Annotated in this window: 21 protein-coding genes and 1 pseudogene; 6 read left to right on the forward strand and 16 right to left on the reverse strand. The window is 68.6% G+C overall.

The window, feature by feature from the left end:
* Positions 1-68 precede the first annotated feature (68 nt).
* Entirely contained in the window at positions 69-686 is a 618-nt protein-coding gene (locus ACIBQX_RS03070; RefSeq protein ID WP_396999991.1) for a DUF6461 domain-containing protein, read from the forward strand.
* A gap of 340 nt (positions 687-1,026) precedes the next feature.
* Here ACIBQX_RS03070 and ACIBQX_RS03075 read toward each other — a convergent pair whose 3' ends face one another.
* Both ACIBQX_RS03075 and ACIBQX_RS03080 read right to left on the reverse strand, forming a co-directional pair.
* Positions 1,027-1,311 carry a hypothetical protein gene (locus ACIBQX_RS03075; RefSeq protein ID WP_396999993.1) on the reverse strand — a complete coding sequence of 95 codons (285 nt, stop codon included), beginning with the start codon at positions 1,309-1,311 and terminating at the stop codon, positions 1,027-1,029.
* Between the two features lie 52 nt (positions 1,312-1,363).
* The gene (locus tag ACIBQX_RS03080; protein WP_396999995.1) at positions 1,364-1,765 is read right to left on the reverse strand and encodes a hypothetical protein; all 402 of its coding nucleotides are present in this window, start codon (positions 1,763-1,765) and stop codon (positions 1,364-1,366) included.
* Positions 1,766-1,939: 174 nt separating this feature from the next.
* On the opposite strand from ACIBQX_RS03080, the gene ACIBQX_RS03085 reads away from it, so the two are divergent.
* Positions 1,940-2,206 carry a winged helix-turn-helix domain-containing protein gene (locus ACIBQX_RS03085; RefSeq protein WP_396999997.1) on the forward strand — a complete coding sequence of 89 codons (267 nt, stop codon included), beginning with the start codon at positions 1,940-1,942 and terminating at the stop codon, positions 2,204-2,206.
* A 15-nt stretch (positions 2,207-2,221) separates the two neighbouring features.
* Here the strand turns inward: ACIBQX_RS03085 and pglX are convergent, their stop codons facing one another.
* The gene (pglX, locus tag ACIBQX_RS03090; protein WP_396999999.1) at positions 2,222-5,818 is read right to left on the reverse strand and encodes a BREX-2 system adenine-specific DNA-methyltransferase PglX; all 3,597 of its coding nucleotides are present in this window, start codon (positions 5,816-5,818) and stop codon (positions 2,222-2,224) included.
* On the reverse strand, positions 5,815-10,326 hold the full coding sequence (pglW, locus tag ACIBQX_RS03095; RefSeq protein ID WP_397000001.1) for a BREX system serine/threonine kinase PglW: 4,512 nt from the start codon (positions 10,324-10,326) through the stop codon (positions 5,815-5,817). Before pglW ends, pglX begins: the two co-directional genes overlap by 4 nt.
* A gap of 391 nt (positions 10,327-10,717) precedes the next feature.
* Here pglW and ACIBQX_RS03100 point away from each other — a divergent pair, with 391 nt between their 5' ends.
* A complete protein-coding gene (locus ACIBQX_RS03100) occupies positions 10,718-12,247 on the forward strand; it encodes a carboxylesterase/lipase family protein (protein WP_397000003.1) in 1,530 nt (509 codons plus the stop codon).
* Between the two features lie 189 nt (positions 12,248-12,436).
* On the opposite strand, the gene ACIBQX_RS03105 is transcribed toward ACIBQX_RS03100, so the two are convergent.
* Both ACIBQX_RS03105 and ACIBQX_RS03110 read right to left on the reverse strand, forming a co-directional pair.
* Complete coding sequence (locus tag ACIBQX_RS03105; protein ID WP_397000005.1) at positions 12,437-12,739, reverse strand: hypothetical protein; 303 nt, start codon at positions 12,737-12,739, stop codon at positions 12,437-12,439.
* A gap of 915 nt (positions 12,740-13,654) precedes the next feature.
* Entirely contained in the window at positions 13,655-14,329 is a 675-nt protein-coding gene (locus tag ACIBQX_RS03110; RefSeq protein WP_397000007.1) for a helix-turn-helix domain-containing protein, read from the reverse strand.
* Between the two features lie 65 nt (positions 14,330-14,394).
* Here ACIBQX_RS03110 and ACIBQX_RS03115 point away from each other — a divergent pair, with 65 nt between their 5' ends.
* Together ACIBQX_RS03115 and ACIBQX_RS03120 are read left to right on the forward strand one after the other, a co-directional pair.
* Positions 14,395-15,045, forward strand: coding sequence for a class I SAM-dependent methyltransferase (locus ACIBQX_RS03115; RefSeq protein ID WP_397000009.1), 651 nt, complete (start codon positions 14,395-14,397; stop codon positions 15,043-15,045).
* Positions 15,046-15,083: 38 nt separating this feature from the next.
* Positions 15,084-15,593, forward strand: coding sequence for a DinB family protein (locus ACIBQX_RS03120; protein ID WP_397000011.1), 510 nt, complete (start codon positions 15,084-15,086; stop codon positions 15,591-15,593).
* 77 nt (positions 15,594-15,670) lie between these two features.
* Here ACIBQX_RS03120 and ACIBQX_RS03125 read toward each other — a convergent pair whose 3' ends face one another.
* From ACIBQX_RS03125 to ACIBQX_RS03165, 9 genes and pseudogenes are all read right to left on the reverse strand, one after another.
* Entirely contained in the window at positions 15,671-15,949 is a 279-nt protein-coding gene (locus ACIBQX_RS03125; protein ID WP_397000013.1) for a hypothetical protein, read from the reverse strand.
* Positions 15,950-16,041: 92 nt separating this feature from the next.
* Positions 16,042-16,443 (reverse strand): hypothetical protein, encoded by a 402-nt coding sequence (locus tag ACIBQX_RS03130; RefSeq protein ID WP_397000015.1) that lies wholly within the window; start codon positions 16,441-16,443, stop codon positions 16,042-16,044.
* A gap of 31 nt (positions 16,444-16,474) precedes the next feature.
* Positions 16,475-16,747, reverse strand: a complete 273-nt coding sequence (locus tag ACIBQX_RS03135) for a hypothetical protein (protein ID WP_397000017.1) — start codon at positions 16,745-16,747, stop codon at positions 16,475-16,477.
* A 48-nt stretch (positions 16,748-16,795) separates the two neighbouring features.
* Complete coding sequence (locus tag ACIBQX_RS03140; RefSeq protein WP_397001568.1) at positions 16,796-16,948, reverse strand: hypothetical protein; 153 nt, start codon at positions 16,946-16,948, stop codon at positions 16,796-16,798.
* Positions 16,949-16,957: 9 nt separating this feature from the next.
* Positions 16,958-17,416 (reverse strand): annotated as a pseudogene (locus tag ACIBQX_RS03145) (ADP-ribosylglycohydrolase family protein); the annotation flags it as partial.
* Positions 17,299-18,510, reverse strand: coding sequence for a P1 family peptidase (locus ACIBQX_RS03150; RefSeq protein WP_397000019.1), 1,212 nt, complete (start codon positions 18,508-18,510; stop codon positions 17,299-17,301). The gene ACIBQX_RS03150 and the pseudogene ACIBQX_RS03145, both read right to left, overlap by 118 nt.
* Positions 18,511-18,732: 222 nt before the next feature.
* Positions 18,733-18,918 carry a hypothetical protein gene (locus ACIBQX_RS03155; protein ID WP_397000021.1) on the reverse strand — a complete coding sequence of 62 codons (186 nt, stop codon included), beginning with the start codon at positions 18,916-18,918 and terminating at the stop codon, positions 18,733-18,735.
* A 15-nt stretch (positions 18,919-18,933) separates the two neighbouring features.
* Positions 18,934-20,403 carry a hypothetical protein gene (locus ACIBQX_RS03160; protein ID WP_397000023.1) on the reverse strand — a complete coding sequence of 490 codons (1,470 nt, stop codon included), beginning with the start codon at positions 20,401-20,403 and terminating at the stop codon, positions 18,934-18,936.
* Between the two features lie 40 nt (positions 20,404-20,443).
* Complete coding sequence (locus ACIBQX_RS03165; protein WP_397000025.1) at positions 20,444-21,436, reverse strand: ArsR/SmtB family transcription factor; 993 nt, start codon at positions 21,434-21,436, stop codon at positions 20,444-20,446.
* Between the two features lie 357 nt (positions 21,437-21,793).
* On the opposite strand from ACIBQX_RS03165, the gene ACIBQX_RS03170 reads away from it, so the two are divergent.
* On the forward strand, positions 21,794-22,729 hold the full coding sequence (locus tag ACIBQX_RS03170; RefSeq protein ID WP_397000027.1) for a GlxA family transcriptional regulator: 936 nt from the start codon (positions 21,794-21,796) through the stop codon (positions 22,727-22,729).
* Here ACIBQX_RS03170 and ACIBQX_RS03175 read toward each other — a convergent pair.
* Entirely contained in the window at positions 22,713-23,414 is a 702-nt protein-coding gene (locus ACIBQX_RS03175; protein WP_397000029.1) for a DUF4429 domain-containing protein, read from the reverse strand. The genes ACIBQX_RS03170 and ACIBQX_RS03175 overlap by 17 nt on opposite strands.
* Positions 23,415-23,419 lie beyond the last annotated feature (5 nt).

Raw genomic sequence — 23,419 nt, forward strand, 5'->3', positions numbered from 1 at the left:
AGTTACCCCACCCGGCCCGAGCGGGCCGGGTGGGTTCCTCGTGACCGATCGATCAGGAGGCTGATCTCATGCCGGAAGACGCTCTGTATCAACTGCTCCGCTCATACGACCCCAGCGACGTCTCGATGCAGCAGTTCTACGCCGTATGGGTGGAAGCCATCCCTGTCGAGGAAGCAATCGTCGTGCTGAATGGCGATCCGGCCACCGGCACACCCGACAGCTTCGCCGGGTGGGGTTCCGGCTCCGACGGTAGCGGCGATGAGCCGGGCGGTCTGCTGGTGGGACCGATCGGCGAATGGACACTGATGATCGGCGACTACCGTTTGACAATGGACGATACTCTGCTTGCTTTGTCGCGTCACGGTGCTCGGGTTCTGGCCATTGAGTGGGATTGTGACAGCCAAACGTTGCTCAAGTATGCGAAGGACGGTGAGCTGATCACCGTTCTCGATGTCCTCGACACCGATGAACGCTCCGGAAGCGCTCCGGACGCGCTCGACCCCTACCTTCATGGCCTCCGTTTCAACATCGACGACGACCTGCCCGGCGAACCCCCGATCTACCTCGACGAGAGCTTCACCTCCGCGCTGACCGCCATCGGCCGTGTTGTCGGCCACCAACTCGACCGGGAATGGCTGGAAGCCATCCACACGACGTATGTCGTGCCGGCCAACGACTTCGAGTAGCCTCAGCCTCTGTACCTGATCAATCTGGTCCCAAGAGCGCCTGACGCAATGAAGTGAGGCGTCGCCAGAAGACGAGCGCGCAGGCCAGTTCGAGGAAGGCCTCGTGGATGTCGGCGCGGACTTCCCAGCGGAGGCGCAGCGGCTGCGGGGCTTCGCCTATGTCTGAGGCCAGAAGACGCGGAGTGCCAGAAACTACACAGCGTGATCAACGATCACCGGGAAACGTTCAATCATTATGCACCGGACAGAGATCCGCGACCAGAAGACCGTGCCGCCTGCAGGCTGACCCGGTGACGCCAAGACGAGCCGCAGGCCGTTTCGCTGGAGCTTGGCTGCGTGGTCACCCGGCGAAGCCGTCATGAAGGCTTTCCCAGAGCCGGGCCGCCTCGGCGGGCCGGAGCCAGGGGCTTTCGCTGACGTCGTTGCCGTCGAGCGATCTCACCGTCCGGCGGATGTGGACCAGGCCGCCTGCCGAGCACAGTTCGTACGATGTCAGCGCGCAGTCGCAGGTGGAGGCCCGGATCCTGACGGAACCGCATCTGGGCACCGACTCCGACCAGTCGATCACGATGTATCCCCATCGCAGGGGTTTCAGGTGCGTACCGTGGAATTCCTGCATGGCCATGCCGACCTCCAAAGGCCGATCGTGCGGTCAGAGTCAGTACGGCCGCCGCACGCTACGGGCAGGGGCGGCGCATCGGGCACGGATGGGGGACGTGCCGGTTCGGGCAGCAGATCACGCCGATGGTGACGAAACGGCCGCCGCGCAACCACTCGCCCCAGCGCACGTCCACGCCGCGAGGCAGCAGGTCGAGGGCGGCCTCCAGTCGCTCCTCAAGCAGGACCCCCGGCAGCGGCAACTCCGCACGGATCTTGCCGTACGCACCGGCCAGCCAGACCACTGCCAGCCAGACCTCCGCAAAGGTTACCGCCACCTGCGGCCCCGGCCCGGCCGGCCAGTCGCCGATCCGCATCGGGGACAGCACCGACGTCGGAAAGTCAGGCGACAACGGCCGCCGCACGGCCTCGTTGCCCCGGACGGCTCCCGCACCGACCCATTGGTACGCGTGCCAATGCATGCTCAGCCGCTCCCGTAGATTCTCCGGACTGTGGCGGGTCTCCGCATTGGGCATGCGATACCGTCACGAGCAAATCCTAGGCCGACCTGTACCGTGCCGTCTAGTCCCAGGCCGACCGTTTCTTATACTGGTTGGTCTACCTATGGACGTCAATGGCGGTTTAGAGTCCGGCCTATGATCGTGCCCGACAAGGCTTGGAACGCCGACGACTGGAACCCAGAGTTCTACCGCTACGAGCAGATTGCCGACTGGATCGCGGAGCGCATCCAGGACGAGGTCTATCCGCCGCGTACCGTGCTGTCGGAAATACAGCTTCAGATGTACTTCGGCGTCGGCCGTGGCACCATCCGCAAGGCGTTCGCGATCCTTCGCGAGCGCGGGCTGATCATCACCAAGCCCGGCAGAGGATCCGTCGTGCGCCGTAGCGACGCCGGATCCTGAGCCTCACGTACAAGCTCAACTGCTCTTCTTGGTACGTCCTCCGCGCGCAACCACAGTCGGACGCCACTCACGCAGAGTGTCGTCCGTAAGTCCGTGCTCTCCCTGGATCTGCTGGCGGTAACCCGCGAAGAAGTCCGCCGGGGAGCCGCTGTACATCGGGTCGAAGTCGTGGTGCCACTGGTAGAGCCAGGGCTGGAGTTCGAGCAGGCCGGCGAGGAACGGGGTGATCTCCTCGCTGGTCAAGGCCTGGTTGGTGAAGTACGTGGCCAGCGCCTGCGCCTGCTCCCGATGATCCCAACCGGCCCAGCCGTACAGGTCGGGGGTCTGGGTGTTCACCTGGCCGTAGGAGATGAAACGCTCCTTGGGCACGTCGAGCTTGCCGCGTGCTCTCCAGTACGACGTCCGCTGGAAGTCAGCCTGCCCATACTTCGGCGGCACGGGAATCGAGTCCCGGATCTTCCGCTTGGCGGGCTCGTCCGGCGCGGCATCCTCCTTGCGCTGAAGGTCCCAGACCTCTTCCCAGTCGGCCCGCTTCTTCAGGCCGGTCGGCTTGTACCGCAACGCGGCGAGGAACGGGACATGCTCCTCGGCCACCAGATCGGAGACGACGGTCGACAACTCACGACGAGGAGCATAGATGGTAGCCACGGAGACGAAGTCCTCGTCACGGGAGAGCGCATCAACGAGCCTGCCAAGGGTGAGAATGGCGGGCTGGCCGTTCTCGTCATACCAGTGCTCGCGCGCCTCGATCCGATCCAACAGCCAGGACCGCAGCGCCTTCTCCTGAAGGACATCCCAACCCTCGGTCGCCCAGCGCCGCTTGTACTCGGGACGTTCCACCATGCCGATGGCACGGGACGATTCGATAGCGTCGATGCGCTTCTGAACGACCTGCTTGTACGACTCCGCCCAGTGGGCGGGGATCTCTTTGATCGGCGTTGACCCATGCCGCCTGAACCACTCGTCGGGCGCCTCACCCTTGGCGACCCGGCGAGCGAGCACGATTTCGAAGGCTCGCTCCCCAAGCGCCAGCTTCGGCAAATCATCCTCAGGCGCGCGCAGATCTTCAGGGAAAAGGTTATAAAGCGAGTAGACCTGCCAGTCCAGCTCTTCCTGAAGCGTGATCATTTGGGCGCGCAAGGATTTCCATTGGGCACTGGAATCGCGGAGGCCTGCTGCTGTTGGAGTCTGAATGGCGACCATCGAGGATGGAGCCGTGGCGGCGAACTGCTGGGCTAGCTTCTCCAGGGCTTCACTCAGCTCAGTGGGATATTCGGCGGGAAGCGGGTAACGCTCGATATTGGAGCCGTTGAACTGATAAAAGCGCTCCCACTCGCCGCTGGTGAAACCACCCCCTTCACCACGAATCCCCTTATCGTGGCAGTTCAACTTCAGCCACAGTGCAGCCGTGGAACTGTTGAGCAGCCCGAGCAAGCGCAGATGCTCCTTCTCGCTCGCCCCCTCTCGCAGCTTGATCACAGGTGCAGTCCGGTTGAAGACCTTCCCACCTCGATCCAACACAAAGTGGTTATGCGTCGCTACTTCGGCGAACGCGATTGTCAGTGGCGTTCTAAGCTTCGCTGCGTAGAGCTCCTGCCATTCATACCAGGCCAGTCCACGCTCTAGCATGGGTGTACCAAAGCGCCGACGGCGCGAGATACTGGTTCGATATGGGGTCAGGTATCTAGCGGTGGCAGGAAGCTGCGTTAGTGGAAGAAGCTTGAAGCCGGAGTCATAGATCCACACGGCGTCGAGAGCTACCGTTGACTGATGGTCGCGAACGATGTCACCCGAAATCATCGGGGTAGAACCTTCTAGGCCGTGGCGTGTGGCGCTGCCATTGCGAGGCAATAGATACAAATCATCTTCGCCTGTCACCGACGCTATACCGACTTCTGTCGCGACGGCCTTAATGCTTGAAACTGCGTGCTTGGAAAGCTGTTCGGCCATCTCTAGACCGCCGTCCTTGAGAATCCACGGCTGCTTGCCGAAGTACCGCTCGCGCCCGAGATCGTCTACAGAGACCCATTGGCTGACTGAACCTGGCTTGTCCACCTGGTCAACAATCGCGCGCCAGACCAACCCCTTCTCTCCTGCCTCAGGCGTAGAAGGCTCGCCTTGAACACTACGTACTGTCCGGACAGTCGCCGATCGATCGCGCCCCATACGCCGCGTGCCGATAAGGATGACCGTCGGCGTGCCGTGCCCAGGAATGTATGCCCCAGAAGTATCGATGACCTCTGTAATCTCGACCTTGCGGGCGAAAAACTCCTCGATCAGCTTGGCACCGAACTCCCGCTTCATAAACGAGTTGGCTGTGATCTGCCCGACCAAGCCGTAGCCGCGCCCGTCTGCGTCACCTCGCGCGGCCAACTCGAAGAATCGCTGGGCGAACGGCACGGAGAGCGCGTACTTCCCACCGCAGGCGCTATACAACCTCCGGTATAGCTCATTCAGCCTCTTGTCCTTGACAGTGACATATGGCGGATTCCCCACCACAACGTGGTAGCGCCCCTCCTCCAGGATCCGCGAATGCTCGTGCACATCCTCCGTCGCATAAGCGAAGTCAGCCAGCGGATCCCCGGGCACCTCATCACCCAAGGTCAGTGGAAGCTGCCGAGCCTTGATCAGCGAGTCCCCCACAGCCAAATGAATAGGCCACTCATACTTGGCAGCCTCCTTCATAGTCCGAACCCCAGCCGCCGCCATAGCCGCCACCAACAGCCGGAACCGCGCGATAGCCACCGCGAACGGATTCAGGTCAACCCCGTGCACCGAATCCAACGCCGCCCGCACCCATTCACGCCGCTCCAACCCCAACGGCCGCTCCCCCCACAGCCGGACGAGCCGCTGGAACGCTCCCAGCACAAAGTGCCCCGACCCACACGTAGGGTCGATCATCTTCAGCTCTCGATACCCGAACTCCCGCACCGCCGGATCCATCGTCCGGTCGAGAATGAACTTCTCCACGAAGTCCGGCGTCTGCAACAGCGCGTACGTCTTCCGCGCCGCCTCCGACAGATCCTGATACAGATCCCCCAGGAACCGGGTGTCCCACCCCTCGGTCCCGTCCTCGTTCAGCGGATGCGCGAAGTCATGGACAAGCTCCCCCGCCTCGTCCCGCCGCCGCCAGAACTCCACCAGCTCCCCAGCCCCATCATGACTGAGCGGAATCTGGAACAGCGGATTGTGCACCGGATCGAACAGCAGCTTCCCGGCCTGCCCCTCCCCCAGCTCCTCGAACGCCCGCCGCAGCCACCCCCGATACGTCGGGTCCTCGTCAGTCTCGACATAAGCCTCATACCGCGCCTGCGCCAAATCCCGCCGATCCGGCTCAGGCGCCGTCAGATACGGCTCCTCGATCAGCCGGTTGTCCTCGCAGAACCGTACGAAGACCGTCCCCAGCACCCACGCCGCCGCGACCTGCGTGACCCGCTCGTCGAGCCAGGACCCCCAGGTGGCGGCGGTCCGCCCCAGCTTGCGCGCCTGGTCGTACTCCGCCCGCAGCCGCGCCCCCACCTCGGGCAGCGCCTTCACCTGCCTGCCGAGATCGGCCTCGACCGCCTTGACCTGCTGCTTCAGGTCGTCCAGCACCGCTTTACGGTCGATCATCTGGCCTCCAACGTCAGGCCGGCCCGGTGGGTGTTGGTCACCCACGAGTCCGGAAGCTCGATCCATTCCCCCAGCCCCGCCTGGTGAGGCACGGCGACCGTGCCCAGCCGGGGCTCACGCGCCGGGTCGCCCTGCGGGCACAGCAGCCAAAGCCCCCGCCCGCCCAGCCGGGCCGCCGCCGCGAGCCGGTCGAGCACGCCCATCGCGTCGTACCGCGCGAACACCGCCGCCTCGGTCAGCAGCACCGGCCCCGCGCCCGACTCCAGCAGCGCGCGGACCTCCGGCTCGATCCGCCCCCACGACGTGCGGGCGTACTCGGCGAACTTCAGCGCCGCCCGGCTGCCCGGCTCGGCGACGTCCGCCCGCAGGATCGTGTCCCACGTCGGCTTCGTGCCCGGCGGCACCAGCTCGTGCATCGCCTCCAGGAACAACCTGGTCACCGAGACCTGCCGCGCGCCGAACCGCTCCCCGATGAGCTCGGCCACCGCTTCCCTGGTCAGCCCCGCTCGTACGGTCAACGCACGAAAGCCGTCCCGCCGGGCCGCGGCGGTCAGCCGCTCCTCCGCCCGGACGGCTGCCGCGAGCTGCGGGTCGTCGGCGTAGCGGGTGATCGCGCCGGCCCGGGTGGCGTGCCGCCCGGCGTAGGCGGTCAGGTAACTGGAGGCCAGATCCAGGCGGGCGGGCAGATAGCGCTGCGTGCCGGTGCCTTCCCGCATGGACAGGTTGAGGTCGAAGCCCGCCTCCCGCAGCGCCTTGGTCAACGGCGGCCCGCTGGGCAGCCCGCCGTCCGTCAGCTCCGGGAAGCGGGCCCGTACGCGCTCATGAACCTCCTCGACGGTCAGCCCCGGCTGCCGGGGCTCGGGCACCCCCGGAATCAGTCGCACCAGGCCCGCCTGGGTGAGCCGGAGTGCGCGTACCAGAAGCAGGTCGCGCGGGTAGATCTCCAGACGCGGGGTGGCGGCGGCGTTCCTGGAGGCGGCGACGGCGAGTTGCACCGTGCGGCGCTCGTCCCAGTCGAGCACCCCCTGCGGCGGGGTGATGGCGCGCAGCTCGGCCAGCACGGTGCTCGCGGTGGGCAGCGTGTCGAGCCTGGCGAGGCGGTCGGCGACCCGGCCCAGCCGGTGCGCGTAGTCGAGCAGGCCCGGCGCGGACGGCGTGTTGGGCGGGTCGTCCTCGCACACCTCCAGGGCGAGCAGCCCGGAGTCGGCCGCCTCGCGGTTGGCGGTGTGGCGGAAGCGTCCCTCCTCGGGGATGAGCTGCTCCACCTCGACGACCGCTCGCACGGCGGCCAGCGCGAGTGCCCGCCGCTGGTCGCGCCGGTGCAGGCGGGTGCCGCGCCGTACGGTCAGCGCATCGGTGATCTCGGCGACGGAGGCGACGCGGCCGAGCCCGGCCAGCAACTCCAGGATTTCCTCGCGCAGCGCCTGGACGGCGGGGGACTTCTTCCACCGGGTGCGCTGGCTCTTGACGATCTGGGGGATGCGCTGGCGGCTGAGCCCCAGCGTCTCGGCGACGGCCCTCTGATTGGGCCACACCGTCTGCCCCGGCAGTTCGCCGTGCTCGTCGGGCAGGCGCAGCAGCAGCCGTACGGCTTCGACCTCGTTGCGGTTGGCGCCGTCCTTCTTCAGCGGCGGGACGAAGAGTGTGGCCAGGGTGTCCAGGCTGACCGAGCGCAAGGCGCGCTGGGGAAGCAGCTCAGCGCCTTCGGCGGCGGCCAGATCGCCGACGAGGACGGACTCGGCGGCGCTGAGCTCCTCCTTGGCCTCACGCCGGCCTTCCGGGCTGAGCGGGGAGACGGGCGTCTCGCGCAGGCGTCTGCCCCAGTCGCTGAGCCGGTGCTGGATCTCACTGCGGGTTTTGGCGCCCAGGCCGGGGGCGTTGACGAGGTTGCGCTGGCTGTAGTCCAGCAAGGTGCCGACTGTCGTGAGGCCCAGGCCGTACAGGAACGACTCGGCGGCCGGGGTCAGCCCGGCAGCGGACAGGTGGGTCTGCGGGGTGGCCTCGGCGGCGAGCCGGTCACGCTGCCGCTCGACGGACTCCGGCTCGGCGTCCGCGATGGCCGGGGCCTGCTCGGGAGCCGGATGTCGGCTGGCGCGGCCCGCGGACGGGGTGGTCTCCGCCAGGTCCAGGAAGATCTTCTTCCAGGCGTCCTGCATCTTCTTGAGCTCGCCGAAGCGCTGCCCGGCGTCGCGGTGCATGGCCTTGCGGAAGAAGCCGACGAGCCCGTCTCGGATCGCCGGATCGAACGCGTCGGCCGCCACCGCCGGATACGCCTCGTCGGTCTGCCGGGGTGAGACCTTGCCGTCACCCCAGCGGGGCAGCTCGCCCGAGGCCATCTCGTGCAGGGTCGCGGCCACCGCGTAACGCTCGGCGTGCGCGTCGTACACCGAACGGGTCAGCGTCCCGATGAACGGGTCGAGATAGCCGTCGGTGCCCGCGTCGGTCTCCTGCACCGGATAACCGGCCAGGGAGAAGTCGATCAGCACGAGCTGGCGGGTGCGGTTGGGGCGCACCCGGATGGCGATGTTGTCCGGCTTGATGTCACGGTGCCAGACGCCCTCGCCCTCCAGGAAGTCGACCGCGCCGAACAGGTAGTCGCCGTACGCCTCAAGCTGGTCGATCTGGAGACGGCCGCTCTCACGCAGTTGCCGCGCCACGGTCTCCTCGCGGCGGCGTGGCCTGCTGCCGGGCTCGGCCGGATCCTCGTCCTCCCGCTCGATGCCGACATACTCCAGAGCCAGCACGGTGCGGCCGCCGATGACCAGCGGCTCCGGCTCCACCAGGCGGATGACGCGCGAGTCCGCGGGCAGCCGGCCCATCACCTCGGCCTCACGGACGAGGATCTCGCCGCGACCGTCGGACAGGGCGATCTTCAGCACGCGCAGCGGCCGTCCTCGCTCTCCCGCGTGCAGATCCCGTACGAGGAACGCGCGGCTCGTCGAACCCGTGCCCAGGCGGCGGCGTACCTCCCAGCGGCCGGCCAGCACGTCGCCCGTGACCGCCTCCAGCGGGTCCTTCTCCTCAAGCTCGGGCTCGGGGGCCGTCAGCGAGTCCTCGACGCATTCGAGCATGTCCAGGAACTCGGCGACTGTGGCGAGCCGCTGCTCGGGCTTGTAGGCGGTGGCCGCCTGCACCAGCTCGTCGATGTCGGTCGACAGGCCGTCCACGATCGCGCTCGGCCGCAGCCCCTCCCCCGCCTCGAACCTGGCCAGCAGCTCCGCCTGGCTGGAGGCCGGGGCCTCGCCGGTCACCAGAAGGTAGGTCAGCACGCCCAGCCCGTAGACGTCCAGGGCGATGGGATCGGGGCTGACCGCGGTCAGCTCGGGAGCGAGGTAGGCGTCGGCGTCGTCGGCCAGGTGGATCGCCGACAGGGCGGTGGGTGCGTGCCTGGTCACGCCCTGCGGCGCGCGCTGCGTGGCTATCTGCCAGTCCGAGATCTGCAGGTACGGGGCGAGCCAGGCCGCTTCCTCCCCGATGGCCTGACCTTCGCGGCCCCGGTTGCGCGGAATCACATGCACCGACCGGGCGGCGAGCGAGCGGTGGTGGATCCGGCTGGAGTGCGCGGACCGCATCGTCTCGGCGAGCTGCCGGACCAGCGCCACCCGGCCGAGGATGTCGAGCTTGTCGCCGTGCTGGACGAGGTATTCGTCCAGGCGCAGGGTGTGCGGGTGATAGTCGAAGATCAGCGCGGGGCCGGCCGAGTGCCCGGACGGGTCGTACTGCTTGAGCTGGACGACGCCGGGGTGGCGGAAGCGGCGCAGCACCGCCGCCTCACGCCGGGCGGCGTTCTCCACCGACCTGCGGATCGACGCGTCGGCGCCCCGCTCGCGCAGATAGACGCGGACCCGGGCGGGCTCCGGCAGCTCGCTGTGGTTGGCCAGATAGTCGGCCCAGGTGGGGCCGGTGTCGAAGGACTTGCGCTCCAGCAGATAGGGGCCGACCTTGTACTCGGCGTCGCTGCGGCGGATGCCGACCTGCTCCAGCGCGCCCTTGATCATGCGGGAGTCGGTCGCGGTGATCCGCCAGCGCTCGTCTCGCGGGGGTTGCCGGAGCACGTCCAGGAGCTGGCCGACCGTGTGGACGCCGTTCTGGTCGTGGGCCGGCAGGCGCAGCCGCAGGGCGTCGTCGGTGAAGCAGACGGCCTCGGCGATCCACACGCGCTTGCCGTGCCGCGCCAGCAAGCCCGCCAGCTCCTTGGCCTTCTTGTTGACCAGGTGCAGGGGATTGCCGTGCGAGATGCGGCGACCGTTGGGGGCGGTCTGCACCCAGGTGCCGTTCTCGGTGGTGAGGCTGCCGTGCCAGTCCTTGAGCTCGATCATGTACGCGCCGCCGGGGCCGACGATCAGCAGGTCGACCTCGCGTACGTGGCCGGTCTGGGCGGTGAAGGTGAAGTTGGACCAGGCCCGCCAGGGCTCGGCGTCGGGCAGTCGCTCGCGGATGGCCTCCAGGCCACGGCGCTCATGGTCGAACTCGGACTCGGTGACGGTGGTCCACCGGCCTTCGAGCATGCGCTCACTCCGCTGATCGAGAGGTGTGATCGGCCGCCGCACCGGGCCGGATCCTCAGGCTTGGATCGTATCGGCCGGGTGCGACGAATGCGGACCTCTCGAGCTGATCCCCGCCTGATACGGTGACGATCGTGAGGCCATGGGAGGGCTTCCTCCTCACACTCCTTAAAGTTCTAGCCTTCCCGCTCTCCTCGCATCCTGGTCGTGAGGCCATTCGCGGGCTTCCTTCTCACCTGGTTCGCACCAGGTCGGTACCCCTTTGGGGACCAATCCTTCAGCTCCCGAGCCTTCCTCACGACCAGTTCGGCATGGCCACTCCCTAAATGCTTTGCCCGCGGATGGCGCGGACTGGGATGCTCGGCCGTAGCCGGAACGAAGAGGGAGCCGCGAAGTGGCCGTCACCTCGTCCAGCAAGCCGTCCGAGTCCGAGCCGGAAGTCCGCACGACCGCCGGCGTCCTCCACGGCGGCCGGGAGGCGGGCCTGGCGGTCTTTCGCGGTATCCCGTTCGCCGAGCCGCCGGTCGGCGCCCTCCGTTTCGCCGCGCCGCAGCCGGTGCGCAGCTGGGACGGTGTGCGCCCGGCGGTCGCGTACGGCCCGCCGCCCCCGCAGTCCGGCGTGCTCGGGGTGTCCCAGGACACCGCCGGGGACGACTGGTTGACGATCAACGTCTGGACACCGGAACCGGATCCGACGGCAGGACTCCCGGTGATGGTGTGGATCCCCGGCGGCGGTTACGCCATGGGCGGCTCCAGCCTCCCGGAGTACGACGCCGGCCACCTGGCCGGGAGCGGAGTCGTAGTCGTGACCCTCAACTACCGTCTCGGCATCGAGGGTTTCGCGCAGATCGGCGGAGCCCCGGCCAACCGGGGGCTGCTCGACCAGGTCGCGGCCTTGCAGTGGGTACGGGACAACATCCGGATGTTCGGCGGCGATCCGGACCGGGTCACGGTCTTCGGGCAGTCGGCGGGCGGCGGATCGGTCGCCGCGCTGCTCGCCATGCCGCGTGCCGCCGGGCTCTTCAGCCGGGCGGTCGCGCAGAGCGTGCCGGGGACGTTCTTCTCCCCCGAACTGGCCGCCGACATCGCCGCCGCCTGCGCCGCCGAGCTGGGGGTACGGCCCACGGTGTCCGGTCTGTCGGCGGTGGCCCCGGCCCGGCTGCCCGCCGCGGGCGACGCGATCCTCGCCAGGACGGTCCAGTGGCGGGAGCGCTGGGGGCAGATCACCCACCGGCCGATCCCGTTCGCGCCGGTCGTCGACGGTGACGTCCTGCCGGCGACGCCTTGGCAGGCGCTGGCCGACGGGGCCGCCCGGGACATCGGGCTTCTCGTCGGGCACACTCGTGACGAGCACCGGCTGTTCAGCCTGATCGACGGCGTGCTCGGCCAGGTCACGCACGAGCAGACCGAAACCGCTCTGCACATGCTCGCCCCCGGCCCGGACGGCGCACGCCGCTACCGGGAGGCATTCCCGGGCGCGGCCGAAGAGGAGCTGTACGAGCTGGTCAACGCGGACTGGTTGTTCCGCATGCCGAGCCTTCATCTCGCCGACGCGCAGATCGCCGGCGGCGGCCACGCCCACGTCTACGAGCTGACCTGGTCCGCCCCGGGATTGGGCGGTGACCTCGGCGCCTGCCACGGCCTGGACGTGCCGCTCGTCTTCGGCAACCTGAGCAGCGGTCAGCCCGCCATGCTGATCGGCGACCCGCCCTCCCCCGCGGCAGAGGAGCTGTCCGCGCAGATCCGCAGGGCGTGGACAGCATTCGCCGCTCACGGCGACCCGGGCTGGCCTCCGTACGACACCGGCCACCGCCTCGCACAGCTCTTCGACACGCCGTCGCTGGTCACCGCCTACCCGGAAGAGACCTCGCGACTGCTGTGGCAGGACCACATCTTCCCGGCGCTCCCGCTGCTCGCGCGGTGAATGCGGCAGCTCTCGCCACCTCGTCCGCGACGATAGGCAAACGCGGCCCCTGTTCCTGATCGACTTGCCTGGACGATCGGCGATCAGGAGGGGCCGGGTTTGTCATCTCCGCACCGGGGCGCCCTTATGTGACCGTCGCGCCAACCGAGAACGCGCCGCCCCTGGCGCGGATGCGGAGGCGAAGAAGGATCACTTGACTATTTGCTGCGTCCGCATCGTGGGTTCAGAGACCGCTTTCCTGGCGTCGAAGTCTTCTGAAACATCAATGGTGATGTACGGCCACCAATAGGTGTCCGTCAGGCTTGTGTTGTTCACCTGCCAGAAAGCATATGACCCATCGGCTGAGATGAACATCTGAGACACCCAGAAGTTCTGGGCATAATCGTGATTCTGGAAGCCTATCCCCAGCGCGCTCGCGCTCAGGGGATAGGAGATCCACTGACTGTACATACCCGGGCAGGTTTGCTGGTCGAGTTGGACTTGTTGCACCATTTCGCCTCCTGATCATTCGATTTCCGACTCGCCCAGCGTACGAGAGGGGGCGTGCGATCCCCGCCGCGCCATGAGGGAGATTTACGATATAATCGACAGTCTCTGTCAATTGATGAGCCAGGGCATCAGGCGCATCACTGCGACTGATCGCACTTAGCCGAAGCGCCACATCGATGTCGACGGCCGGACAGCGAAAGTCACGGTGAACGGGTCCATCGCACCGACATCGTCCGCGAGCAGATCGGCGGCTCCACCGGCCGCTCAACCGTGGCATCCGAACCCCATCGCCGTCTCTGCGGTACCTTCCGGCACCACTTCGAGGCAGGCGAGGAGACGTCGCGGCGGACACCATGCCGCGTTAGAAGGGCGAGCCATCGTGAAGCGGTCCGGGGACAGCTCGGTGAGCGGCTCACGCGAACTGAAGGCGGGTCGGCTCCGCCAACACCGCCCGCGCCCCCTCGAAGTCCGCCGGCCTGGCCGCTACCGTCGTCACCGCCAGCCGTTCCGGCAGCGCGGCGGCGAACCTTAGAATGTCTGGGATCGAGAAGATACGCAATCTTTCGCCGCGGCGGCCTGAGCCGCCGTTTTCGCCGTGAATTTACCGGCCGGCACCGCCCACGCCATCAACATGGTTGACTGCGGTACCTCGACTACAACGGCGCCAAGGTCCGCATATAGCGCCGGACCATTATGAAATTTCCGAACAGGCCGCCGCACGTCGACTCCATCACGATCCTCTGAGAATTGAGAAGTCGTTCTTCGACGGTGACCGGCTGCCCTCGTCGCCGGGGCTCAGCTCGCACCACCCGCACGCCCCGCTGTGCCGGCATCCCCATGTGGCTCATCATCAACCTGCCGATGGGCTCCAATGCGTCCGCTCTGGAGGGCGAGGCCGACGACGGCTGGGCGGAGCAGTTACCCGGAGCTACCGCGGACGCCCGCCTCCCCACCCGGAACGTGGGGGTCGGCCGCACGCGCGCCTGATGACCAGAGCCGCCGCCGGTGCGGCTGGTCAGTCCTGTCCGTCGACAGGTGGGCGCGCTCTCCCTGCGGGCCGAACAACGTGAGCAGTTCCGCGGGCTCCTCTCCGGCGCTGCCGATCCGATGCGGCACCCGGGTGTCGAACTCGGCCGCCTCGCCGGGGCCGAGCCGGAACTCCTGGTCGCCGAGCACGAACTGGATGTGACCGTTGAGGACGTAGAACCACTCGTATCCCTCGTGGGTCTGCAGGCCCGTCGTCCGCGCCCGGGAGGCGGGCGGGTAGATCACCTTGTAAGCCTGGATCCCCCCGGCGCGCCTGGTCAGCGGCACCACGGTCAGCCCGAAACGCCGCATCGGCCGCAGGTGGATGCGGGGGTCACCGGTGAGCGGCGCCTCCACCAGGTCCTCGATCGGGACGCCGTGCGCCCGTGCCAACGGGAGCAGCTGCTCCAGCGTAGGCCGGAGCTTCCCGTTCTCCAGCCGCGACAGCGTGCTCGACGTGATGCCGGTCTCCGCGGACAGGCCCGCCAACGTCACTCCTCGAGCCCGGCGCAGGGCCCGAAGGCGTGGCCCGACCCCGGCCAGCACGTCCTGTTCAGTTCTGCTCATGACGCTATCTTGCGGATCCGCAACTTTTCTTGCAAGCCAGGAATCATCGTGGCCACGATGTCCGCATGGACACCACCCGAAATCACAGGGATGCCGCAGGCGACGAGGCCGAGTCGTTCTGGGAGAAGCACTACGCGGCCCGGCGCACGTGGGGTGAGCGCGCCAACCCGCTGCTCGTCGAGACCGTCGAGCACCTGCCTCCCGGCGCGGCTCTGGATCTGGGCTGCGGCGCGGGCGGCGACACCATCTGGCTCGCCCGGCACGGCTGGCAGGTCACCGCCGTGGACATCTCGACCACCGCCGTCGAACAGGTGCGGGAGCGCGCCCGCGAGCTCGGCTTCGAAAACCAGGTCGCCACCGAACAGCACGACCTGGCCCGAAGCTTCCCCGGCGGAGAGTTCGACCTCGTCTCCGCGCAGTACTTCCACACCTCGTTCACGTTGCCCCGCAGCCAAGTACTGCGCACCGCCGCCCATGCCCTGCGCCCCGGCGGCCTGCTGCTGATCGTCGACCACGGCTCCACCGCGCCCTGGTCCTGGAACCAGGATCCCGACACCCACTACCCCACACCCACCGAGATCGCCGCCGAGCTGAACCTGGACCCCGAGCAGTGGCCGGTCCTGCGCGCGGACATGCCCCGACGCCGGGCGACCGGACCCGCCGGCGAGGCCGCCACGGTCACCGACAACGTCCTCGTCCTCCGCCGGAACCCCTGATGACCGCCTGACCACACGAAGCGATACGGAGCGACACGATGCCACCAGGCAGTACGCGGCAGCCCAGGCCACGGGCCAGGGACACCGGCCCCCCACGGACCGGCGCCGATGAGAAGGCCACCCTGCGGGGATTCCTCGACCACCTCCGGGACGCGATCGCGAACAAGGCGGCGGGCGTGCCGGAACCGCAGGTCCGGACCGGCGGCGTGCCTTCTGGCACCAGCCTTCTGGGGCTGGTCAAACACCTGACCTTCGTCGAGCGGTTCTACTTCCTGGGCGAGGAAGCCGATGACTGGGGCCAGACCATGCGTCCGTCCCCCGAGGACACGATCGAGAGCGTGCTCGCCGGCTACCGGCAGGCCATCGTACGAGCGAACCAGGTCATCGACGCCTGCACCGACCTCACCCACCCCGGCCCACGGCCTCCGCGCCGGGGACCGGCGCCGACGATGCGGTGGACCCTGGTGCACATGATCGATGAGACCGCCCGGCACGCGGGCCACGCCGACATCCTCCGCGAGCAGATCGACGGCTCCACCGGCCGCTGACAGCTCATCGCGCATGGCAGGACGACGTTCACGACACCGTCGTCTGCCACCATCTGTGCCATCGGCCCGCACGCGGTTCATCGGGCGCGGTCGTCGAGCAGCCCCTCCCACAACCGGGGCGCTTCGGCGGCCCGCAGCCAAGGGCTCTCACTGATCCGGGCGCTCTTGGCCGACCGCACGGTTCGGCGGATGTGGGCCAGGCCGCCTGCCGAGCACAACTCGTACGTGGTCAGCACGCAGTCGCAGGTGTGGGCCCGGACCCTGACCGAGTCGCATCTGGGCGACAGGTCGGACCAATCGATCGGGACGTAGCCCTCGCGCAGGGGTTTCAGGTGAACGCCGTGCAATTCCATCATGGCCGTGCCGACCTCCAAGGCTGATCGTGCTGTCGAAGAACCAGGCCGGCGACGCGCGGGACGACGTGCCAGGCCGCCTGGTCGCCTGGTCGCTAACGGGCGGGGCGGCGCATCGGGCAGGGATGGGGGACGTGCCGGTTCGGGCGGCACGCCACGCCGATCGTGACGAACCGGCCGTCGTGCAGCCACTCGCCCCATCGCACGTCCACGCCACGGGGCAGCAGGTCGAGGGCGGCTTCCAGCCGCTCTTCCAGCAGGACCCCCGGCAGTGGCAACTCCTCGCGGATCTTGCCGTACGCACCGGCCAGCCAGACCACCGCCAGCCACACCTCCCCAAAGGTCGCCGCCATCCCCGACCCCGGCCCGGCCCGCCGGACACCAGCCCGCACCGGCGACAGCACCGACGTCACACGCTCAGGCGGCAACGTCCGCCGCACGGCCTCATCGCCCCGGCCTGCTCCCGCATCGACCCATTGGTACGCGTGCCAATGCATGCTCAGCCGCTCCTACGCTGAAGGCGAACCACTAGCTAATCGCCGAAACGGTGCAGCAAGGTGCCGAAGCGGCCAGGCTCATCACGTATCCCCAGTCGATCTTGACGCGAAGTACGTTGGCGGTCGCTTGATGCAGCGTGACCAGCGCCGGAGCCGTGGTCGTGGTCGTCCAGGCCGGCTCAACGGCCTCGGCGAACCGCCGCATCGCCCAGGCGGCCATCGCGTCCACGAGCGCGTCGCGTGAGGCGAAGCGGCGGTGCACAATCGTACGGGCGATCCCGGCGGCCTCGGTGATCTGCTCCACACTCGCCGCCGGGTTCCGGCTGAGGACGCGTTCGGCCCTGTACGGGTTCTAGCCGGGCGGATACTTGGCCGGGTCGGCGCGCCCGCGGCCGGCGAAGTCGTCAGCCAACTCGGCGATGGTGCCGCGGCCTTCCAGGACGTCCAGCCAGCTCTCCGGCAGAACGTCCTCGCCGTGCACCGCGCCGAGCAGGTTGCCGGCCATCGAGCCGGTGGAGTCGCTGTCGCCGGAGTGGTTGACGGCCAGCAGCAGCGCCGCCGGGAAGTCTTTCTCGTACGCGAGCGCGCAGTAGACGGCGATATGACCCCGGCCCCGCCGTGACGGGAACGGACACCGCCGATGGAGTCGAACTCGATCGCCCCGCCGAGCGCGTCGCCGATCGCCCCGCCCAGCACGCAGCCGCGAACCCGGCTCCGGTACGTCACTCCTGACATGCCGCCACTTTAAGGTCTTTTCGATGGAAGCGACCCGTTGTGTCGGCGATTTCGGTTCGTGAGCGCCCGTACGTGGAGCAGATCGTGCCGGACCACCGGCACGACCTGCTCCAGGGTTGGCTACTCGGGCACGGCGGGCGCGTTGCGGAACTTCTCCGCGGTGGCGACCAGCGACGCCTGGGTCACCTCCGGCGCCTCGCCCTGCTTGTTCTGCGGCAGCGGCTTCACCTTCTTGCAGGCCGACGGGTACCGGTCGCAGTAGTTCAGGGTCGTACCGGCGGACGTGGCGTTCAGCATCGCGTGGCCGGTGGCCCGGGTCAGCGTGTCGGTGGCGGCGTTGAAGATTTCGTTGAGCCGGCGCGAGTCGGCCGGGTTGTTGACCCGCAGCGGGGTGCCGGTGCCGGTCGACATGCCGAAGATCGTGTCGCCGTCGCCCAGCGTATGGATCGGGCTGATCGCGCGGGCCAGACCGTCCTGGGTGTTGCCGGCCATCCGCGCGGCGGCGGCCTTCTCCAGCGGCGCGTTCGTAGCCACCACGGCGATCGTGGTGTTCAACGACGGGGCGTCCGTCTTGGCTTCCTGCCGGCACTCCTTCGCCTTCGGCGTCTCCAGGCCGCGGAACTCGCCCGCCACCTCGTACCGGGCCGCGAACAGCGAGCAGTCCCGCGGGTCGACCGGCGAGCCGGCCGAGTTCACCACCACGATGGCGCCGACCATGGTGCCGTCGCTGAGGACCATGCTGGCGGTGCCGACGCCGCCCTTCAGCCCGCCGGCGCGGGCACCGGTGCCGCCGCCGACGACGCCCTGCCGTACCGGCCCCTCCTTGGCGGCCTGTGCGGCGAGGTAGCCCCACTCGGGCGTGGTGCGGGCCTTGAAGTCGCCGCCCCTGCCGAGGTCATAGATGTCGGCGGCCGGGACGATCGGCGCGACTCCCGAGCCGACACTGACGCCCTCGCCGCGCTCCTCCAGCCAGCGGATGATGCCGTCCGTGGCGGACAGCCCGTACATGCTGCTGCCGCCGAGCATCACCGCGTTCACGCCGGGGTTGGAGTTGAGCGGGTCGAGCAGGTCCGTCTCCTTCGTGGCGGGCGCGCCGCCGCTCTGGTCGACGCCGGTCACCGACATCGTCGGGGTGTAGATCACGGTGGTGCCGGTGAGATAGGGCGCCCTGGCCGACTGGACCTGCCCGACCTTGATGCCGGGCACGTCGGTGATCGCGTTGTGGGGGCCGGGAAGTCCGGGGGTGTTCGCCGCGGCGGCGTGTGCGGACGCGCTTCCGGGGACGGTGAGCATCAGTGCTCCGGCCAGTAGTGCGACGAGGCGTGGCTTCATGGATCCCTCATTCCAGTGAGGTGCCGGGCAAGGGGGCCGCCCGTGCCCGTGGGCTCACCCCGCGGGGGGTGGGGTGTGGGGGTATGGGGCTGAGGTCGTACGGGAGCGAGAGCGCTACTGAGTGCACTGAGGCTACTGGTCAGACCAGCCTAGGTAAAGATCCCTTTTTGGGAAGTTCTGGGATTCGGCTCCTGCGCGCCGCCCCATCAGCCGGGTCGGCCGCTACCGCGAGCAGCCGATCGCCCCGGCCGGCGATCCGGTGATCGGGTGCGTACTACTTCGCGACACCTCCTTCTCCCCGCCCGGAAGGAGTTCGGCAATGGCCGCCAGTTCTACGAACGCGCCGGGGAGCGGATCGCGCTCCCCCAGCAGAGCCGTGATCGCCCGCACCGCGATGCCCTGGGGCACCTGAACGAGGTCTTCCTACGCTGAACGTGAAGTCGGACGACCGTGCCCGCTCTCGATCGGCGGCCGTGATCCGATCGGGAGGAGGGCCGCGAATGCCGCGGCGAGCAGCGGGAAGCCCACGACCAGGGCGGCGATCGGCAGCCACGGGGTGTCGAAGGCCACGCGTGGCAATGGGTCATATCCGTTCTCAGCGGTTCCGGGCCACGCCAGCAGCAGTCCCGTGGCGGTGCCCGCCGCCACGCCCAACGCCGTTCCGCAGGCTGTGGCCAGCCATGTGCGGCAGATGGCGTACGACCTCAGCCGGACGCTCGAGCCACCGGTGACGCGCAGCAGCACGCGCCGCCACCGCGGGCTGTCGGCCACCGAGCCCGTCGCGACCAGCGCACCGACGAGGGCCACGAGAATCATCGGCACGAAGACGAACAGCCAACCGGTCGAAGCCTCGAATCCCCGCTCCACGTAGCTGGGCATGCCGACGCCCAACCGGTGATCGAGGCGTTCCTGCTCGGCGGCCGACGTGCGATGAAAGGCGGGGTCGATGATCAGTCGATTCGGCGCCAAGCCGACGCCGAGGTCGCGCAGGACCTTCGCGGGGATGAAGAGGTCCGTCCTACCTGGGTCCGCGGGCTTCACCGCGATCGCGGGGAGGGTTCTGCGCAACGTCTCACCCGAAGGGGTGTCCAGGCTGTAGCCGATATCCAGTGGGGTGTCGCCGACGTCTTCGGAGGTGACGAGTACGGCCGTGCCTTCGTCGTACGGCGTGGACGGGTCGCCTGTCAGGTAGCCGAGCAAAGCCTGGTCACCGATGTGGGGGTCCATCCCCGACAGGTCATTGTGAAGGTAGACGAGGTATCCCTTGACCGTGCCCTCGCTCTGGACGATGGGGGCCGAGGGAATCTCCTCCCGGAGGGCCGCGCGGGCGGCTTTCGCCTCCTGCTCGGAGGACACCCGCACGACAAGGGCTCCGTACGGGGCCTGGGGAGGGGAGAAGGACCTGTCCTGCGCTGTCTGGGCCGCCGCGACGATCATTACCGCGGTGGCCACGGCGGTGGCCACCATCGTCATCGCGACCCCGCCGGCCGTACCGGGCTGATGATCGGCGAGCCGGCGGGCCGGCAACCGTAACGGACGCGGCAGCCGTACGGCGAGCCGGGCGGGGAGTGTCAGCGCCCACGACACGAACGGGCCCAGGCCGAGGAGGAGCAGCGAGCCGCCCACCATGCCTGCCAGCATGAGCAAGCCCGGTTCGAGCTCTTCGTAGAAGCGTTCCTCATGCGTGGCCCATGCGATGCGTGCCAGCACCGAGAGACCGGCCACGGCGATAACCGCTCCCCACAGCAGGCGGCTCCCCTGCACCGGTGTGCGCCGGTCGCGGGGCGCCGACAGCATCGCCAGCGCGACGGATCCGCCCGCCTGCGCGGGGATGCTCAGTAACGCCGCAAGGACACCCAGCAGCCAGATGAGTCCCGCGATGTCTTCACCCACGCGGCCGATCGTACGCACATCAGCTGGTCCTTCGACCCGCTCACGGCGTGTCGCGCCGGTCGAGGAGGGTCAGGCCGACCTGTGTGGGGTTGTGCAGGACGCTGCTGTGATGCCTGCGCGTCGTGATCAGCCCCGCTTCGCGGAGCACGGCCGTGTGCTGGCTGACCGCCGCCGAGGAGACGTCCAGGCGGCGGGCCAGGGCGCCGGTGGTGACCACGCCGTCGGCGATGGCGGTGAGCACCGATGCGCGGGTGCGCCCGAGGAGGTTGGCCAGCGCTCCCTTCGATGCGCCACCCGCCCATATGCCCGTGGCATGGTCGAGGCCGACCGTGACCGGGTAGAGCAGCATGCAGTCGGCGGGATCGGTCGCGTCGTACATGACGGTGGGAGTTCGTACGAAGAACGACGGCACCAGCAGGAGCCCCTGCCCGTCGAGGAAGAGGTCGGCGTCGAGGTGGTCGCTGCAGCGGACGTGGAGGGTCGGCGACGTCCACCGGATGCTCGGGTGCAGGCTGGACAGCAGACCGTCGACGCCCTGGTCGAGCAGGATCGTGCCGCTCCGGGCGCGTTCGGCGTCAAGATGGGCGCGAATGCCTGTCCAATGCGGGCCGACGGCGGCGTGATGGTACGCCTCCACCGTGGCCAGCAGCTCCCGCCGGACGGCGAGGCTGTCGACGAGCCCGGCCAGCGCGGCCGGCACGCGAGCATGATGGCCGGCGTAGTGGTCCAGCTCCGCCTGGACGGCGGGCCGGGGGCTGGACAGGAAGGCCTCGGCGCTCTCGGCCAGGTCGCGGCCCGGCGCGGCGAGGATGGCCATGTCGAACCTCGGCGGTCGCGCGGGCGCGATGGCGGCCAGGACCGCGAACCGCGCGTCCAGAGCCCCGCGCACCCGTCGCCGCCACGCGCCGAACAGCGTCTCCTCTCTCCGCCCGCGTAACGTGGTCAGGCTGAACAGGGCCTCGCCCATGGGCCCCAGCGTCGACGCCACCCGCACCCGTGCCAAGTCGGCGGTCGTGAAGTGAATTCTGTGCATCCGCTCCCCCACGCGCCCGGCGGCATGCCGCCGACCGGCACCGTTAAGCCATGACTTACAAGCCTCGCGGCGCGCCATTTCTTCCTGCCAAAGTGAGCGCATTGATCGTAGTGAGCCCACGCGTGAGCCGAGCCCGGCATTCGCCTTCTGGAGGACACCATGAGCGACCTGCAAGAAGTGCAATGGCGATCCCCTGCGAGAAGAGCCGGCTTACGGCAGTGGAACGATGAAGGGCCGCCCGCACGGTTCACCGGAAAAGCGCGGACGCCTTTCCGGAGGGTGCTCGCGTACGCCTCGCCGGGGGTCAGTTCGTTCGGTCTGAGCGCGGTCAGCAACATTTTCGCCGATCGAAGCGGCATGGGTCTGCCCCGGTTCGACCTTGCCATCTGCGCCGACCGCGTGGGCACCCTGCGCACCGACCTCGGCCTGTGCCTGCAGGTCGAGCATGGGCCGGAGGCGATGGCGAACGCCGACCTGATCATCGTGCTGCCCGCCGAGGACGGGCCGCTCACCCTGCCCGTCCCGGTCGAAGAGGCGATCGTCGATGCCCACCGCAGAGGGGCCGTCATCGCGGCTTACTGCACCGGCTCGTTCCTGCTGGCCGGAACCGGCCTGCTCGACGGCCGCCGCGCCACCACCAACTGGTACCTCGCCGCCCAGCTGGTACGACGCCATCCGGCCATCACCGTGGAGCCTGACGTCCTGTACGTCGACGAAGGCCAGGTGATCACCGGCGCCGGTGGAGCCGCGGGCATCGACATGTGCCTCCATCTGTTGCGCCGCGAACACGGCCCGGCCGTCTCCAACGCGGTGGCCAGGGAGGGGATGGTCGCGCCTCGGCACGGGAGCGGGCACCCCCAGTATCTGCCCAGCCCCTCGGACGCCGCCCTGACCGGCACCGGCGACGAGGCCGACCGCCTGGCCGACCTGCTCGCCTGGGCCCGCACTCGCCTGCACCAGCCCATGACCGTCAACGACCTGGCCAGACAGGCTTTGATGAGCTCCCGCACCTTCGCCCGCCGGTTCCGGGCCGCCACCGGCACGACCCCCTACGCCTGGCTGGCCGCCCAGCGACTCGACCGCGCGAGAGAGCTGCTGGAAACGACCGACTTGTCAATTCAGGCCATCACGGCACGGGTCGGCTTTCATTCCAGCAATGTCCTGCGGGCTCAGTTCACGAAACACCATGGCGTCTCCCCGAGCGCTTATCGCAACGCTTTCCAGCAAGGCCTACGAGCACCGGCCCATGGAATGCGCAGCCCTCGGTCCGATCGGCTCAAGGAGCAGAAGTAGCTTGTACCGCGGCCAGCACGGCGGCGGCGAAGGGCAGAGAGTGATGGGTGGCTCCATGGCCGATGCCGAACACCACCGAGGCGGGATCCTTGTTGGGGTCGGAAGGGGCCTGGTGGCCACGGATGTGCAGCCGCAACGACCCGCTGGCGTCCTCCAGCGCGTGCCACTCGACGTCCTCGATCTCCGTAACGGGATAGCGCCGGTCACCTGCCGTGTACTTGGCCGGGGAAGCTCCGGACAGGAACCAGGTGAACGTGACGGCCTGCCCGTCGAAGGCGGCCTCGCCGTCCCATGCCTTGAAAGCGCGCGGCACCGAAGGGCCTGCGATCAGGAACCGCTCGGCCGGGCCGCGCTCGGAGAGGGCCGCCCGCATCTTCTCGGCGTAGTGGTCGGCCAGCGTCTCCTTGGCGGCGGGCAGCACCAGCCGGTACGGATCGAGCGAGTCCTGGAGCTGCCCCGCCGCCGCGGACGTGACCGGATCGGCTCCCTGCCGGGGAACCACCCGCAGCACCACCCTGCCGCGCGCATCCGGCGCGAGCACGACATCGGCCAGCGCGTCGTACGGCACGAACCGCTCACCGAGCTCCATGCTCAATTTCGACGCCTTACCCGGCTCAGGCGTGATGCGCAGCCCCCCGTCCTCGAACTCCCATGCGCAACCTCGCCCCTTCAGTACGTCACTCATGGGAC

Source organism: Nonomuraea sp. NPDC049714, assembly GCF_044465295.1.
Lineage (GTDB): Bacteria > Actinomycetota > Actinomycetes > Streptosporangiales > Streptosporangiaceae > Nonomuraea.